General features: G+C 73.4%; 14 protein-coding genes. 3 read left to right on the forward strand and 11 right to left on the reverse strand.

The features are described 5' to 3' along the window. Positions 1 to 67: 67 nt before the first annotated feature. Genes ABGB14_RS00295 through ABGB14_RS00320 form a run of 6 tightly spaced genes read right to left on the reverse strand, consistent with a single transcriptional unit; the run spans position 68 to position 6,993 of the window. Entirely contained in the window at positions 68 to 817 is a 750-nt protein-coding gene (locus ABGB14_RS00295) for a glucose 1-dehydrogenase (protein WP_347641455.1), read from the reverse strand. Beyond that, entirely contained in the window at positions 804 to 2,822 is a 2,019-nt protein-coding gene (locus ABGB14_RS00300; RefSeq protein WP_347641456.1) for an acetate--CoA ligase family protein, read from the reverse strand. The genes ABGB14_RS00295 and ABGB14_RS00300 overlap by 14 nt, the downstream gene beginning before the upstream one ends. After that, complete coding sequence (locus ABGB14_RS00305; protein WP_347641457.1) at positions 2,819 to 4,327, reverse strand: class I adenylate-forming enzyme family protein; 1,509 nt, start codon at positions 4,325 to 4,327, stop codon at positions 2,819 to 2,821. The genes ABGB14_RS00300 and ABGB14_RS00305 overlap by 4 nt, the downstream gene beginning before the upstream one ends. A gap of 16 nt (positions 4,328 to 4,343) precedes the next feature. Then, positions 4,344 to 4,667, reverse strand: coding sequence for a VOC family protein (locus ABGB14_RS00310; protein WP_347641458.1), 324 nt, complete (start codon positions 4,665 to 4,667; stop codon positions 4,344 to 4,346). Next, entirely contained in the window at positions 4,664 to 5,020 is a 357-nt protein-coding gene (locus ABGB14_RS00315) for an OB-fold domain-containing protein (RefSeq protein WP_347641459.1), read from the reverse strand. The genes ABGB14_RS00310 and ABGB14_RS00315 overlap by 4 nt, the downstream gene beginning before the upstream one ends. 11 nt (positions 5,021 to 5,031) lie before the next feature. Beyond that, a complete protein-coding gene (locus ABGB14_RS00320; protein WP_347641460.1) occupies positions 5,032 to 6,993 on the reverse strand; it encodes a protein kinase in 1,962 nt (653 codons plus the stop codon). 161 nt (positions 6,994 to 7,154) lie between these two features. Between ABGB14_RS00320 and ABGB14_RS00325 the strand changes: the two genes are divergently transcribed. Together ABGB14_RS00325 and ABGB14_RS00330 are read left to right on the forward strand one after the other, a co-directional pair. Continuing rightward, the gene (locus ABGB14_RS00325; protein WP_347641461.1) at positions 7,155 to 7,775 is read left to right on the forward strand and encodes an isochorismatase family cysteine hydrolase; all 621 of its coding nucleotides are present in this window, start codon (positions 7,155 to 7,157) and stop codon (positions 7,773 to 7,775) included. Continuing rightward, positions 7,775 to 8,512 (forward strand): SDR family NAD(P)-dependent oxidoreductase, encoded by a 738-nt coding sequence (locus tag ABGB14_RS00330; protein WP_347643097.1) that lies wholly within the window; start codon positions 7,775 to 7,777, stop codon positions 8,510 to 8,512. Before ABGB14_RS00325 ends, ABGB14_RS00330 begins: the two co-directional genes overlap by 1 nt. Positions 8,513 to 8,524: 12 nt before the next feature. Here ABGB14_RS00330 and ABGB14_RS00335 read toward each other — a convergent pair whose 3' ends face one another. After that, positions 8,525 to 9,694 carry a serine hydrolase domain-containing protein gene (locus tag ABGB14_RS00335; protein WP_347641462.1) on the reverse strand — a complete coding sequence of 390 codons (1,170 nt, stop codon included), beginning with the start codon at positions 9,692 to 9,694 and terminating at the stop codon, positions 8,525 to 8,527. Positions 9,695 to 9,721: 27 nt separating this feature from the next. Between ABGB14_RS00335 and ABGB14_RS00340 the strand changes: the two genes are divergently transcribed. Continuing rightward, positions 9,722 to 10,642: a cyclase family protein gene (locus tag ABGB14_RS00340; RefSeq protein ID WP_347641463.1), complete on the forward strand. Its 921-nt coding sequence runs from the start codon at positions 9,722 to 9,724 to the stop codon at positions 10,640 to 10,642. Between the two features lie 76 nt (positions 10,643 to 10,718). On the opposite strand, the gene ABGB14_RS00345 is transcribed toward ABGB14_RS00340, so the two are convergent. From ABGB14_RS00345 to ABGB14_RS00360, 4 genes are all read right to left on the reverse strand, one after another. Next, complete coding sequence (locus ABGB14_RS00345; protein ID WP_347641464.1) at positions 10,719 to 11,924, reverse strand: cytochrome P450; 1,206 nt, start codon at positions 11,922 to 11,924, stop codon at positions 10,719 to 10,721. A 42-nt stretch (positions 11,925 to 11,966) separates the two neighbouring features. After that, positions 11,967 to 13,460: an AMP-binding protein gene (locus ABGB14_RS00350; RefSeq protein WP_347641465.1), complete on the reverse strand. Its 1,494-nt coding sequence runs from the start codon at positions 13,458 to 13,460 to the stop codon at positions 11,967 to 11,969. Then, entirely contained in the window at positions 13,457 to 14,521 is a 1,065-nt protein-coding gene (locus tag ABGB14_RS00355) for an LLM class flavin-dependent oxidoreductase (protein ID WP_347641466.1), read from the reverse strand. The genes ABGB14_RS00350 and ABGB14_RS00355 overlap by 4 nt, the downstream gene beginning before the upstream one ends. Positions 14,522 to 14,690: 169 nt before the next feature. Further along, entirely contained in the window at positions 14,691 to 15,821 is a 1,131-nt protein-coding gene (locus ABGB14_RS00360) for a M20 family metallopeptidase (RefSeq protein WP_347641467.1), read from the reverse strand. Between the last annotated feature and the right edge of the window lie 39 nt (positions 15,822 to 15,860).

Below are 15,860 nucleotides of genomic sequence, written 5' to 3' on the forward strand. Positions count from 1 at the left end.
CAGGATGCTGCCAGAAATGTCCGATCCAGGTGGTTTAAACCCAAAAGATCTACCTTGGGGTGAGATCTTAGTATCCCGCCCCGGTCAGCAGCCCTCCGTCCACCGTGAACTCGCTGCCGGTGCAGTAGCTCGACCGGTCGGAGGCCAGGAACGCCACCACGTGCGACACCTCGACCGGCTTGGCGAACCGCTTGATGACCATGGACTTCACGAAGGTGTCCGCGTCCACCTCGTTCGCCATGTCGGGGTCCATGGCCATCGCGGTGTTGATCGCGCCAGGATGCACCGAGTTGACCCGGATCTTGAATCTGGCCAGCTCCCGCGCCGCCGACTTGGTGATCCCGCGCAGCCCGAACTTCGAGGCCGAGTACGCCGACAGCCCCTCGGCGCCGATGAAGCCCTCGATCGAGGAGATGTTCACGATGGCGCCGCGCCCGGCCGCCTTCATGGGGTCGATCACCGACTTGATCCCGAGCCAGGACCCCTTGAGGTTGACGCCGATCACCTGGTCGAAGTCCTCGGGTGACATCTCGTGGATGCGCCGATATTTCAGGATCCCTGCGTTGTTGACCAGAACGTCGAGCTTGCCGTACAGATCGGTGGTCATCGACACCGCGCGCTCCCACTCCCGCGCGCTCGTCACGTCGTGCCGGACATAGACCGCGCCCGTCTCCTCCGCCAGCGCCTTGCCCTCGTCGTCCAGCACGTCGCCGAACACCACCCGCGCGCCCTCCTCCAGGAAGAGCCGCACGTGCGCCGCCCCCATGCCGCGGGCCCCGCCCGTGATCAGCGCGACCCTGCCGTCAAGCAACCTCATGACGTCCTCCTCCGGCGACGGCCGCCGCGGCCGCCTCCATGGAGCGGTAGACGGGGACACCCGCAGCCGCCGCGATCCGTCGCACTTCGTCCTCGACGCCCTCGGGGGCGCAGTCGCCGTTCCTGGTGACGAGGGTGATCCGGGTGCCCGGCAGCGAGTCCTGGGCTCCCGCGACCGCCCCGGCGTAGGCGTAGAGGGGTTCCGCCGCGTCGCCGTACGTGAAGAAGGCCTGCACGTTGACGTGCGCCACGACGTCCCGGTACGGCCGCCGCGACAGGATCGTGGTGATCACCTCGGGCACGAGCCCGGCACGCCCGAGCGGCCCGACGGGCACCTCGAGCGGATTGCCCGCCGCGGCCACCCCGAGCCCGCGCAGCGCGTCGAGCGCGTCGTCAGGCAGCGGGTCGAGCCGCACGCCCGCGCCGTCGAACGCGTCGGCGGCCAGCACGCTCGCGCCCCCGCTCGGCCCCACCACCAGCACGCCGTCCCCGGAGGTGACCCGCGAGCCGTGCGCCTGGAAATACGCCAGGACCCCGATCAGGTCGTCCTGGCCGGACACCAGCGCCACGCCCGCCTGCTCGGCCACCGCCTCCCAGATCCGCCGGTCGCTCACCATGCCGCCCGTATGGGAGGCCGCCGCGCGCCGACCCTGCCCGCTGCGCCCGCCGACGAGCAGCACCACGGGCAGGCGCGTCGCGCGCAGCGCCTCGTACAGCTCCCGCCCGCCGCGCGGATCCTCCAGGTACAGCCCGACCGCGCGCGTCTCCTCGTCGCCGGAGAGCCAGCGCAGCAGCTCGGCCGGGGTCACGTCGGCCGCGTTGCCGACCGTGGCGACCCGGCTGAACGCCAGCCCGCGCCGTTCCCCGACCTTGATCACCTCGCCCGCCAGGCCGCCGCTCTGCGAGATCAGGGCCACGGATCCCGCGGGCCCGAGCCCGCCGCCGACGAAGGTCTGCCGGCCCCGCGGGCAGTAGACGCCCATGCAGTTGGGCCCCAGCAGCCGCGTGCCCGCCGCCCGGGCCGCCGCGACCAGCTCCCGCTCCAGCCCGTGCTGCCCGGCCTCCCCGAACCCGCCGCTCATCACCTGCACGAACGGGATCCCCGCCGCCTGCCGCACCACGTCGGCGCACCGCCCGGCCGGCACGGCGACCAGCGCGTAGTCCACCTCCGCCAGCGCGGGGGAGCGTACGGCCGGCACGCCCGACACCTCGTCCGCCTCGGGGTGCACCGCCACCAGCGGGACACCCGCCTCGCGGTAGAAGCCGAGGAACATGTTGCCGAAGTTCGGCCGGGTCGCGGACGCGCCGGCGACCGCCACCGCCCGGGGCTCGAAGAGCGGCAGGAAGTCCGCGGGCGGTCCCGCCGCCGCCCGCGCGGGAGCCGCGGCGGGCAGGTGGCGGGCGTCGACGGCCACCACGCCCGACGGTCCCGCGATGACCGGGTTCAGCTCGAACTCGCCCAGCTCCAGCCGCTCCCACAGCCCGCCGGGCCCGGCGACCGTCGCGAGCAGCTTGACCAGCGCGTCCACGTCCACCGGCGGGCCGCCGCGCCACCCGCGCAGGAGCGCGGCCCCGCGCAGCGAGGCCAGCATGCTCCGGGCGTCCTCCTCCGTGATCGGGCAGAGCCGCAGCGCCGTGTCACCCAGCGCCTCCGCCCACACTCCGCCGAGACCCGCCAGCACCACCGGCCCGAACCCCGGGTCGCGCACCAGACCCACGATGAGCTCGACCCCGGCCCGCGCCCGCTCCTCCACGAGGAACCCGGCGACGTCCAGCCGGGAGGCCATCGCGGCGGCCGACGCCGCGAGCTCGCCGTGCCGCAGGCCCAGCGCCACGGCCCCGGCCTCGGACTTGTGCACCAGCCCCGGCCCGAACGCCTTCAGCACCAGCGGTTCGGCCAGCTCGCCGGCCGGGCCGAAGTCGCCGTCACGCACCACCACCCCGCGCGGGACCGGCACTCCCGCCTCGCGCAGCAGCGCCTTGACCTCGTGCTCGTACGCGCTCACCCGTACAGCTCGCGGATCTTCCCGCGCAGCAGCTTGCCGGGGCCGCCGGAGGCGTCCTGCGCGTGCGGGAGCGCGGTGGCCACCACGATGTGGTCGGGGCGCTGGTGGGCGGGGAGCGTGCCGGCCAGCGACAGCGCGATCTTGGAGGGGTCCAGCGAGTGCCCGGCGCGCGGCACGACGGCCAGCAGGACCCGCTGGTCCGCCGCGCCCTCCGGCACGCCCACCGCGCCCGCCTCGGCCACGCCGTCGAGGGCGGAAACGGCCTCCTCGATCACGGCCGGCTGCGTCCAGACGCCACCCTTGATGATCGCGTCCTCCCGCCGGCCGAGCACGCGCAGCACGCCGTCGGCCGAGAGCGTCCCGAGGTCGCCCCCGACGTACCACTCGCCGCGCAGCACCTCCGCCGTGCGGTCCGGCAGGCCGTCGTAACCGGCCATCCGGTGCGGCCCGGCCAGGTTGATCTCGCCGACCTCGCCGGTCACGCGGTGGCCGCGCTGGTTCGTGATCCGCACCGCGTTGCCCGTGCGGGCGCGCCCTGACGATCCGAGCGGGATCGAGCCGTCGTCCACCCGCCCCATGCACGTGTACGGCGCCTCGGTCTGGCCGTAGTACGAGAACACCGCCGCCTGCGGCAGCCTGGCCCTGATCCGGTCGAGCATGGTCGCGGTCAGCGGCTCCCCGCCCAGCATGATCACCCGGATGGATGACAGGTCCACGCCCTCGTGGTCGGGCGAGCCCAGCAGGGCCGCGTAGAACGAGGGGATCTGCGACACGTGCGTGACCCGTTCGCGGGGGACGGCGCGCAGGAAGTTCGCCGGGCCCCAGTCCTGCTCCAGCACCAGCCGCATCCCGGCGTACAGGGCGGGCCCGGCGATGGCGGGGAAGCCGATGCCCCAGATGATCGCGCCCGTGCCGAACACCGCGTCGGGCCCGCGCGGCACGTCCAGCCAGATCCGCGCCGTGGCCAGCGACGACGCGTGCGTGTGCACGACGGCCTTGGGCAGCCCTGTCGTCCCCGAGGTGTAGTAGAGCGCCAGCGGATCGTCGTGGAACCCGCCGAGCGGCGGCTCGGCGTCCGAACCCTCCGCCGGCTCGCGTACGTCGATCCACGCGGTCACCGCCGGCAGCTCGCCCCTGATCTGCTCGACCGCTCCCTCGACCGTCGCGTCGTGCACCAGCGCCGTGCAGCCCGAGGCGGCCACCACGTCCCGCACCGTCTCCACCGGCCAGTACGGGTTCAGCGCCGCCGTCACCGCCCCGATCTTGGCCTGCGCGAGGTAGACCTCGGCCACCCGCAACGTCTCGTTGAGCAGCACCGCCACCCGCCGCCCCGGCGTGATCCCGGCGGCGATCAGGGCGTTCGCGCGGCGGTTGACGCTCCTGTTGAGCTCGTCGTAGGTGAAGCTCCGCTCGCCGCAGTACGTCAGCGCCACCGTGTCGGGCGTGCGCAGCGCTCCCGCGGTCAGGACCGCGTGGCCGTAGTTGCCGTAGGGTGATCGTGCCATCGAGGGTGCCTCCACATCAGAGGGGCGAATAGAGCACGAAGACGTTGCCTGAGGGATCGCGCAGCACGGCCCGCCTCTCGTGCGGCCCGTCCTCCGGCGCCCGCACCACCTCGGCGCCGCGTCCCTCCATCTCCCGCACGACCCGCGCCACGTCGTCCACCTTGTACGACGGCGCGGCCGAGGCGGTGACGTGCTCGGCGGGCCCGGCCAGCGCCACGGTGACCCCGCCCCCGTCGAGCGCCGCGAACCTGTCGCCGTCGCGGAACTTCACCGGCAGCCCGTAGAAGGCGATCGCCTCGTCCAGGTCGGCGACGGGAATCAGCACGTTGCCCAGCTTCACGCGGGCCTCCAATGGGGGAGATCGTCTATGAACGTCACGCGTACCGGCATGCCGACGCGTACCTCTTCCGGTGCGCACCCCACCACGTGCCCGAACGCCCTGGGGCCTTCCCGCAGGTCCACCCAGGCCGCGGCGTAGGGCTCGCGCCCCTGGTAGCCGGGGGCGAAGGAGCGGTGCACGATCGTGAACGTGTGCACCACGCCCTCGCCGGAGACCGGCTCGGCGCGGAAGGCCCGGCCGCCGCATCTGGGGCAGGCCGGTTCCGGGAGGTGGCCGCGGTGGTCGCAGCCGGTGCAGCGCTGGATGACCAGTTCGCCGTGGGCGGCCCGGTGGGCACAGGTGTCACCGCTCATCGCTAGCCAAGCTAGCGCACGCTTGGTACCCCCACAAGACCTCGCCCGCCGGGCCCGTGACGGTCGTCGCTGAAGCGTACGGGATCGCCACGGCGGCGTGCGGTGAGGTCCTCCGGCGACAGCGCGGAATCTTCCTGGGCGAGCGGCGGCGAGGTGGACGATGCCGCGTCGGGGCCGGCGGCGGGAGGTGGCGTCACGCCGGGCTCCATGGCGGAAGTGGCGGCGTCGTGGTCGGGGGCGGGAGTGAGGCTCGTGACCGGATGTGGTGGCGCGAGGCGCGAGGATCCGTCGGTGGTGGAGGTCGGCGACGCGATGCGGGCGGGCGGGGACGAGGTGGTGCGGGCCGGGGAGGGGGCGGGGGTGGTGCGGGCCGAGGCGGTCGGCTCATCGGTGGGCGTCGGGACGGTGGGCCCGGACGAGGTCGGCGTCGGGGCGGCGCAGGAGGGGCCGTCCACGAGCACCTCGCTCACCTGCGGCCCGTTGTCCGCCGCCGGTTCCGTCATGACGAGGATCCCGACGTACGCCCGGCGCCCGCACGCCACGCCCCCGGGATCGTGCGTGACGGCGCTGGCGTAGGCGGTCCGGCCGCGCAGGGTGCGCAGCTCCTGGCGGACCGTCCTGGCCGCGCCGGAGTCCCCGTCCCTCCGCGTGTACGAGATCCGCAGCCGCACGGGCCCGGTGCCGTTCGCCGCCACCCTGATAGCGCCGGCCGTGCCGCTCCACCGCACGATGCCGACCGCCTGGACGGTGAGGGCCGGGGCGGAGGGCCGCCGGACGGCGGGGAGGGACCGTGAGGCGCTGCGCGCGGGAGGCGTGCGCGCCGGCTCGGCGGCCGTGCGCCGGGGTGTGGCGGCCGTCCTGGTCGGGCCGGGTGTGCCGGCGTCGGCCTGGGTCGGTTCCGGCGCGCTCTGCGTCTCGGGCGGCGGCATGAGGATCGCCCCCGGTCCGGAGGGCAGCCGTCCGCCCGACATCATGAGCGAGATCGACACGGCGACCACCGTCGCGCCGGCCACCCACAGGTGCGGAGGCAGCCGGGGCACCCTCGGCATGCGGTCGCGGATGCGGGAGGCGGCCGTCGCGGCGGGGTCGGTCCTGGCCAGCGGGAAGCGGAGGGCGAGCAGCGTGGCCAGTTCAGCGAGGTGGCGGCGCCCGCGCTTCTCCCAGTCGGGGCCGTACGCGGCGACGGCGTCCTCCTCCAGTTCCGCCGCGAACTGCCGGGCGGAGGCGTACCGGAGCGCGGGGTCCTTGGCGAGCCCTCGCCTGAGCAGGTCGCGCAGCGTGTCGGGGGCGACCTCCACGGGCACCGGCTCCACCAGGTGCTTGTCGCGCAGCGCGGGCACGTCGAGCCCGCCGTCCCCGCCCTCCTTGTACGCCCGGTAGGGGGGCCGCCCCCTGGCCGCCTCGAACAGGACGCACGCGGCCGCGTACACGTCCGCGGGCGGGCCCGTCCTGCCCTGGGTCCACAGTTCGGGCGCCATGTACTCGGGACTGCCGGCGGGCACGCCCGGCTCCTCGGCGTGCACCACGACGCCGAAGTCCGCCAGTTTGGTGGTGCCGTCGGCCTGGACGAGGATGTTGTCCGGCTTGACGTCGCGGTGCGGCACGCCCCGCTCGTGGGCGGCGGCCAGGGCCAGCAGCGTGCTCTTCACCACGGCCAGGGCCGCCTCGGCGCTGATCCTGTGGTGCTCGGCCAGCAGGGCGCGCAGCGTGACGCCGTCCACCAGCTCCATGACGATGGCGGCCCTGCTCTGCGTCTCGACGTACTCGTAGAGCTTGACCACGTTCGGGTCGTCGATCTCGACGAGTTCGTGGGTGTCCGTCCGGTAGCGGTCCATGAACTCGGCGTCCCGGCGCAGCGTGGCGTTCAGGTATTTGATCGCGACGTAGGCGCCGGTCTGCTGGTAGGTGGCGAGGAACACGCGGCCGGTGCGGCCGGCGCCGAGCTGGCGTACTTCACGGTAACCAGGGACCAAGTCCTAACCCCCATCAGGCAGCCGTCTTCGATTGGACGGTCTCACCCGGGGTTCCGGTTGTCACGAGTCCAGAAATTTCGCCCAGCGTCCATCGGGGGATGGCCCCTGATGGCAGGTGTTATGCTGATCGACATTACCAAGCAAGCGCTCGGCTAAAGTGCATGCGGAGGTCGCCGGTGGAGCGGGTAGCCGTGCTGGTGATGGAGATGCAGCGGGGCGTCGTCGGCGATCTCACGAAATTTCCAGAACTGGTGGATGCGTGCGTCCGGCACGACGTCGTGGCCAACGCCGCCCGCGTCCTCCACGCGGCCAGGGCCGCCGCGATCCCCGTCATCCACTGCACGGCCGCCTTCCGCCCCGACCGGGCCGGCTCCCACACGGGCAACTGCCCGTTCATCATCTCGCTGCTCAATGATCCCGGCCACATGCTGGACGGCACGCCCGCCACCGAGGTCATCCCCGAGCTGCGGGACGGCGGCGACCTGGAGAGCCGGCGCTACCACGGCTTCTCCCCGTTCACCGGCACCTCGCTCGACATGACGCTGCGCTCGATGGGCGTCACCGCCGTCGTCGCGGCCGGGGTCTCGCTCAACCTGGGCATCCCCGGGCTGGCCCTGGAGGCGGTCAACCTGGGCTACCGGGTGACGGTGGTGAAGGACGCGGTGGCGGGCATCCCCGACGACTACGCGCGGGCCGTGCTGAAGCACACGATCGGCCTGCTCGCCACCCGCACCGCCGCCGCGGACCTGGCCCGCTCATGGACGAGACGGACACCTGCGTGATGGACGGGCTGCGCCTGGACGGGCGCGTGGCGGTCGTGACCGGGGGAGCGGGCGCGATCGGCGCGGCCATCGCCGCCGACCTGACCGCGCTCGGCGCCCGCGTGGTCATCGCCGACGTGGACCTGCCGAACGCCGGGAAGGTCGCCGCGGGCCTGCCCGGCGCGCGGGCGCTGGCCGTCGACCTGGCCGCGCCCCCGTCCGTCGAGGCGTTCGCCGGCGCCGTGGGGCCGGTGGACATCCTGGTGCACAACGCCGGGGTGTCGGTCGTGCGGCCGTTCATCGAGAGCGACCCGGCGAGCTGGGACCTCATGTGGCAGGTCAACCTGCGCGGGCCGATGTTGCTCACCAAGCTCCTGCTGCCCGGCATGCTGGAGCGAGGCCGGGGGCGGCTGGTGTTCGTCTCCTCCGACGGCGCCAGGGCCGGCTCGGGAGGCGAAGGCGCGTACGCGGCCACGAAGGCCGGGCTGTTCGGGCTGGCCAAGACGCTCGCCCGCGAGGCCGCCGGAGCCCGGGTCACCTCCAACGTCGTCTGCCCCGGACCCACCGACACACCCATGCTGCGCAGGGTGTCGGAGGCCGAGCCAGGGCTCGTCGGCAAGATCGCGCGCGGCATCCCGCTGCGCCGCCTCGGCACGCCCGCCGACGTGGCGGGCCTGGTCGCCTACCTGTGCACCGACCGCGCCGCCTACATCACCGGGCAGATCCTGTCGGTGAGCGGCGGCGTGACCATGCACTGAGCCCCGATGCGGTCACAGGGCCCGGTAGACGGCCTCCACCAGGCGGATGCCGCGCAGGTTGCCGGAGAGCGCGGCGGCCATCCTGTTCATGACGTAGCCGACGGCCAGACCGCGCTCGGGGTCGCCCAGACCGATGAAGCCGCCCATGCCGGTGTGGCCGAAGGCGGTTTCCGACGGCACGAAGAACGTCAGCGACGGCCGCATGAAGCCGAGCCCGAACGAGGTGTCAAGCAGCAGCACCCGGTCGGGGCCGCTCACGCGCGGGCGTACGGCCTCGCGCAGCGCGCCGGAAGACAGGAGCTCGCCGGCGATCAGCGCCCGGTAGAACCCGGCCAGCCCTCGCGCGGTGGCGACGGCCCCGGCCGCCGGCCATCCGGCGCGCAGGATGACCGGATGGTTCGCGCCGCCCTTGAGCAGGTGCATGCCGGGGTTGCCGAGGGCCCGGTTCATCAGGCTCTGCGGGTCCTGGGCCGCCCTGGCCACCTCGGCCAGCACGTCCCGCGCCCGCCCGACCTCAGGCGCGGCCTCGGCCTCGGTGGGGGCAGGAGGCCGGGCGCGTTCGCCGGCCTGGAGCCTGGCCGTACGCGCGATCACGGTGTCCGGCGCCCCCACCCAGAGCTCCAGCCCCAGCGGGCGGGCGATCTCGGCGGCGGCCAGCTCCCCGACGCTCTTGCCCGTCACCCGCCTGATCACCTCACCCAGCAGGAACCCGTAGGTCAGCGCGTGGTAACCGTGCGCCTTCCCCGGCTCCCAGAGGGGCGCCTGGGCGGCGAGCCTGGCCGCGATCGCCGCGTGGTCCCCGAACTCCTCCACCGGCACCGGCTCCTCGATCACCGGCAGCCCGCTCTGGTGGGTCAGCACCTGCTCGACGGTGATGGCCGCCTTGCCCTCGGCGGCGAACTCGGGCCACACGTCGGCGACCGGCGCGGTGAGGTCCACCTGGCCCCGCTCCGCCAGCTGCAGCAGCACGGCGGCGGTGACCGCCTTCGTGCAGGAGTAGACGAACGCGGGCGTGTCCTGCTGCCAGGGCCGCCCGGTGTGCCGGTCGGCGACCCCGCCCCACAGGTCGACGACCAGCTCGCCGTCCAGGTAGACGGCCAGGGCGCCGCCCAGCTCCTCGCCGTCGGAGAAGTGCCGTTCGAAGACCTCGCGTACGCCGGAGAACCGGGGATCGCAGTGCATCAGACCTCCGCGGAGAAAGGGAGCTCAGTGGTAGACGAGCCTAACAACTGGGGACGATTCGGCCCAGATGATCAGCGTGGCACTCTCAACCTCCTCACCCCCGCCGTGGTGCTCGACGCGCTGCGCAGCGCCACCACGGGCGAGGTGCTGAGCCTGGCCATGCCGATCAGGGGCGCCACCTCCTCGCCCGCGCCCACGACCGTCCCGCACCTGCCCGGCCGCCCGCTGCCGCAGCACTTCATGTCCGTGGACGGCGGCGACTACGCGGCGGGGGCGCGGCCGATCGGCGAGGGCCTGCGGGTGGCCGACGACGCGCTGCTCGTGACCCACCACGGCACCACCACCCACATGGACGCGCTGTGCCACATGTGGTCGGGCGACGAGCTCTACAACGGACACCCCGCGGCCAGGGTGCGCTCCTACGGCGCGACCCGGTGCGGCATCGAGCGGGTGGGCGGGGTGGTCGCCAGGGGCGTGCTGTTCGACGTGCCCCGCCGCCTCGGCCTGGACCACCTGCCGGCCGATCACCGGATCTCGGCCGGCCTGCTGGCGGACATCGCCACCCCGCGGCCCGGGGACGTCGCGGTCATCCGTACGGGCTGGCCCCGGGTGTGGGAGCGCTCGCGCGAGCACTACTGGTCGGGCCAGCCGGGACTGTCGGCGGCGGCGGGCCGGTGGCTGGCCGCGCACGACGTCGCGGCGGTCGCCGCGGACAACGCCGCGATCGGCGGGCTCGACGCGCGCGGGCGCGCCGGCGAGAGCCTCGCCGACGACCTGCACCTCATCCTCCTCCACCGGCACGGCATCCACCTGATCGAGATGCTCTGGCTGGAGGAGCTGGGCGAGGAGCTGGACGCGGCCGGGCGCGCGGAGTTCGTGTTCGTGGCGGCGCCGCTCAGGATCGAGGGCGGCACGGGCAGCCCGCTGACCCCGCTGGCCGTTCTCTGACACGGCTGGAGGGCCGGGAGGCGGCCCGCGAGGAACGCCGCGGGCGTCACCCCCATCAGGGCGCGGAACTCGGCGGTCATGCGGGACCGGCCGGAGCATGCTCGCCTCCGGGCTCGATCACGCCTTCGTCAGACCCCTGTGGCCAGGTGACGGGCAGGCTCGTGACGCCGTACACGGTGGCGTCGGGCTTCAGCGGCACCGCGGCCGCGGGGACGGCCAGCCGCAGCCCCGGGAAACGCTCGAACAGGGCGCGGTAGCCGATGCGCAGCTCGATCCTGGCGAGCTGCTGCCCGAGGCACTGGTGCACGCCGTGGCCGAACGCCAGGTGCCGGCGCGCGCCGCCGCGGTCGAGCCGGAGCGTCTCGGGGTCGTCGTGGACGGACGGGTCGCGGTTGACGACGGGCAGGGAGAGGACGACGGTCTCGCCCTTCCTGACCAGCTCGCCCGCGACCTCGACGTCCTCCAGCGCGGTACGGGCCGGCCCGCCCTGGTGCAGGATCGACAACCAGCGCAGCAGTTCCTCGACGGCGTCGTCCGAGACGGACTCCGGGGGCGTGCCCCGCTCCAGGAGCGCGAACACGCCGAGGGCCAGCATGTTGGCGGTGGTCTCGTGGCCGGCGACGAGCAGGAGCAGGGCGACGTTGGTCAGCTCCTCGTCCGTCAGGTCGGCGGTGAGACCGCTGATCAGGTCGTCGCCGGGCGCCTTGCGCCTGCACCGCACCTGCTCGTGCAGGTAGGCGGTCAGGTCGCCGACCGCCGCGGGGTCGCCGCCGGGGATGACGAGCTGGGAGCTGCGTTCCTGGAAGAACTCGTGGTCGGCGTACGGGACCCCGAGCAGCTCGCAGATGACCATGGACGGGATCGGCAGCGCGTACGCCGTCACGAGGTCGGCGGGCGGCCCGGCGGCGGCCATGGCGTCGAGCCGCTCGGCGGCGATCTGCTCGATGCGCGGCTCCAGCAGCCGCATCCCGCGCACGGTGAACCGGCCGGTGAGCAGCCGGCGGTAGCGGGTGTGCTCAGGGGGGTCCATGGCGCCGAAGAAGCCCGGCGGTGCCGCCTGGCCGGGTCCGCCGGGACGTGAGGAGTGCGTGGCGACGTGCTTGATCTCCTGGCGGGCGCTGAACCTGGGGTCGCCGAGCACCGTGCGGGCCGCGGCGTCGGTGGTGGCCAGCCAGCCCAGGTGGCCGTCGGCGAACTCCAGGCGGCTCATCGCCGGCAGGCCGAACAGACCGGCGGGCGGGTCGAAGGGGTGTCCGGGGTGACGTTCGATGGGAAGTCGCATAAATATGAGAGTAGACTATCAATTGCTAGTACACTTGCATGATCAGTCGCCCGGGTAACCTCCGCCGCCGTGCGCGGCGTCCAGGGCGTCGTAGTCGGGGCCGGGGCCGCGCGTCGGGATCTCGTCCACGAAGACGACCTCCCGCGGCTTCTTGTACGACGCCAGCGACGCCTTGACGTGCTCGATCAGCTCCGCGGCCGTCGCCGTCCCGCCGGGGTGGAGCGCGACGACGGCCTTGACCGCCTGGTGCCAGACGGGGTCGGGCACCCCGATGACGGCGGCGCCGGCCACCGCTGGATGTGCCGCGAGCGCCCGTTCCACCTCGGCGGGGTAGACGTTCTCGGCCCCTGACTTGATCATGCGCAGCTTGGGCCCGATGAAGGTGATGGTGCCGTCGAGTTCGCGGCGGCCCAGGTCGCCGGTGTGGTGCCAGCCGTACGCCGACTTAACTGCATTTAAGTCGGGGCGGGCGAAATATCCGGAAAAGAGGGTCTTGCCCCGCGCGCAGATCTCCCCCACCTCGCCCACCGGCACCTCGACCCCGTCCGGCGCCAGCAACCGTACCTGGACCAGCGGGTTCGGCCGCCCCGCGAACCCCGCGCCGCCCTCGGCCAGCCCCAGGAACGTGAGCATCCCGCCCACCTCCGTCTGCCCGTACCCGCCCATCTTCGACCGGCACCAGGGCGAGCCGTCCACGGTGATCATGTCGTCCCACTCGGCCGAGTGGGCGACGAAGCGCAGGGACGACAGGTCGTACGCGCCGTCCGCGTTCGCCTTCGTGACGGCGTCGATCATCGGCCCGAACAGGAACGCCTGCGTCACCCGCTCGGCGTCGACCAGCCGGCACACCTCCTCGGCGTCGAACGCGGGGGTGAAGACGTTCGTGCCGCCGATCTGGAACGTCGCCAGGCAGAACATCATCGTGCCCACGTGGTAGAGCGGGCCGCTGCTGAGGAAGGTGAAGCCCGGCTCCATCTGCCGGACGACGAGCAGCGAGGTCGCGTGGGCGACGAGCGCGGCGCTGCCGAGCAGGGCGGCGCACGGCCGGCCGCCGAACGCGGCGGTGTAGAGGGCCAGCACCGGCTCGGTGTCGGCCACCTGGGGGAACTCTCGGGGGCCGGCGTCCGCGATCAGCCGCTCGTACTCGTCGCCCGCCCGCACCCACGTCCCCGGGCCTGAGCCGCGCAGCGCGGCCGTCGTGTCCGACGGCTCCCAGACGACGACCGACGGGGTCAGGTCGGCCAGGACGAACCGCAGCTCGTCCTCCGACTGCCGCCAGTTGGCGGGGCAGCACACCGCGCCCAGGCGCGAGCAGGCCAGCAGCAGTTCCAGCACCGCGCAGGAGTTGCGGCCCAGCCAGAGCACCCGGTCGCCGTCGCCCACCCCCAGCCCGGCCAGGGCGCCGGCCAGGCGGGTCACGCGGGCGTCGAGCTCCGGGTACGTCAGCCGCGTCGCGCCGTCCACCACCGCGGTGATCCCCGGGCGGCTGCGGGCGTGGTCGGCGAGGACGTCCGACAGGGACAGGCTGTGGATCATGAGGACCTCCGGAAGGCGGGCATCACTTCGGCGGCGAAGAAGCGCATGACCCGCTTCATCTCCTCCAGGGGCATCGGCCGGGTGCTGCCGAAGTCGCACAGCAGGTTCGTGAAGCCGGCGTCCCTGAGCAGCGCGATCTGCTCGATCACCCGTGCCGGATCCCCGATGACCTCCAGCTGCTCCCACCGGAAGCCGGCCGACACGGAGCCGCCCTTGAGGTAGCGGTCCTGGTAGTACTCGAAGCCCTGCGCGGCGCGGCCGGTCCTCGGGTCGACGGGGGCGCTGCGCTCGTTGAAGATGCGCGACCGGTCGAACGACGCCTCGAAGCGCTCCTGGTCCGCGCGGGCCTGTTCCAGGGTCGGGGCGACGTACACGCTGCGCGCCACCACCAGCTCGGCCCCGTCCGGATGGCCGGCCCGCGCGGCCGTCTCCCGCCAGGTGCCTGCCGCCGCGCAGACCTTGCGGAACGTCGCCGCGGGGTCGGCCAGGATGGGCAGCCCGCGCTCCGCGTACATGGTGACGGTCTCAGGGGAGACGGCCGCGACGTGCAGCGGCGGGTGGGGCGTCTGCAGCGGCCTGGGCACGAGCGAGACCTCGGCGCCGGTCCGGTAGAACTTCCCCTCGTGCCGGTACGCCTCCCGCGTCCAGAGGCCGACGATCACTTCGAGCGCCTCGTTGAAGCGGTCGCGGGCCTCGGCCAGGTCGATCCCGAACCCTTCGAACTCGGCGCTCTGGTATCCGCGCCCGATGCCCAGGTCCAGCCGTCCTCCGGAGAGCACGTCCACCTGCGCGGCCTCCTCGGCCACGTGGATCGGGTCGTGCAGGGGCAGCACCGCGACGCCGGTGCCCAGCCTGAGGCGGGTGGTGCGGGCGGCGGCGTGGGCGAGCATGGCGAACAGGTTCGGGACGACGCCGTAGTCGCGGAAGTGGTGCTCGGCCAGCCGCACCCCGTCGAACCCCAGCTCCTCGGCCAGCTCGATGAGCTCCAGGTGGTAGTCGTAGACGTCCTTGAAGCTCTGGCCGTCGAAGCGGTAGAAGAGGTGGAAGGTCGAGAACTTCATGCGGCGGCCCCTCAGCGAAAACCAAGCGCTCGCTTGGGAGCGTATACGCGAGAGCCCGCCCCAGTCCAGGCCGGGCCCCTTGGGCTCCGGTCAGCGGGCGCCGGGTCTCCTCACAGCGGGCCGGACGCGGACAGCGCCAGGCCCGCCCGTGACAACGTTTTCAGCACGGTCACGCCAGGGCGCTGACCAGGCCGATCGCCAGCGCCGTCCGGTCGGGGATGTGCTCCACCAGCACGTGCTCGTGCCGCGCGTGCGCCCCGTCGCCGATCGCCCCCATGCCGTCCAGCACCGGGCGCCCGAGCGCCGAGACGAAGTTGCCGTCGCTGGCGCCGCCGACCGCCGCCTCGTCCAGCAGCCATCCGAAGCCGGCCGCCACCTCCCGCGCCTCCTTGAACAGCTGCTGGGAGGCCGGGTTGGGCGTCATGGGCGGCCGGTTCCACTCGCCGGTCGACGAGATCGACACCCTCGGGTCCGATGCCCTCAGCCGGAGGAACACCTCGTCGATCCGGTCCATCTCCGCGGGATCGCTCACGCGTACGTCCACGCCGCAGGTCGCCCGCCCCGCCGCGACGTTGCGGCCGGTGCCGCCGCCGATCAGGCCGACGTTGACCGTGGTGCCGCGCTCGGGCGAACCCGCCGCGGCCAGCGTGGTGACGACCTCGGCCAGCGCGTGGATCGCGCTCGCCCCCGCGTACGGGTCGAGCCCCGCGTGCGCCTCGACCCCGGTGGCGCTCACGTTGAACAGCCCCACGCCCTTGCGCGCGGTCTTGAGCGCGCCGTCCATGGACGCCTCGAAGACCAGCGTGGCCAGCGCGTCGATGCCGGCCGCCTCGATGTGCTCGCGCGAGGCCGGGCTGCCGATCTCCTCGTCCCCGTTGAACAGGTAGCGCACGCTCGGGTGCGGCAGGCCCAGCTCCCGCAGGCCGCGCAGCGTCCAGATCGACTGCACGAGCCCCGTCTTCATGTCGAACACGCCGGGCCCCGTGGCCTTGTCGTCCACCACCGCGAAAGGCCACGACCGCAGCGTCCCCGTCGGCCAGACGGTGTCGTAGTGGCAGAGCATGAGCACCGTGCCCGGGGCGGTGCCCTGGTAGGTGAGCTCCAGGATGTCGCCGTGCTGCCCGCCCTCGTGCAGGATCTCGTCGTCGGGCGTCCCGAGCCGCCCGACGGCTCTGGCCCTGATCTCGCGCAGACCCTTGACCAGCATGGCCTTGTCGTAGCTGTGGGTCTCCAGCTCGACCACGGCCTTCAGGTCGTCGAGCATGGCCGGGAGGGCCTGCCGGGTCCAGTCGATGATCAAAACAAAGGTCCTTCCGAGGGCTGCCGCATTACGGTCAAC

This window comes from Nonomuraea sp. B10E15 (genome assembly GCF_039871615.1).
In the GTDB taxonomy this organism is placed as follows: Bacteria; Actinomycetota; Actinomycetes; order Streptosporangiales; family Streptosporangiaceae; genus Nonomuraea.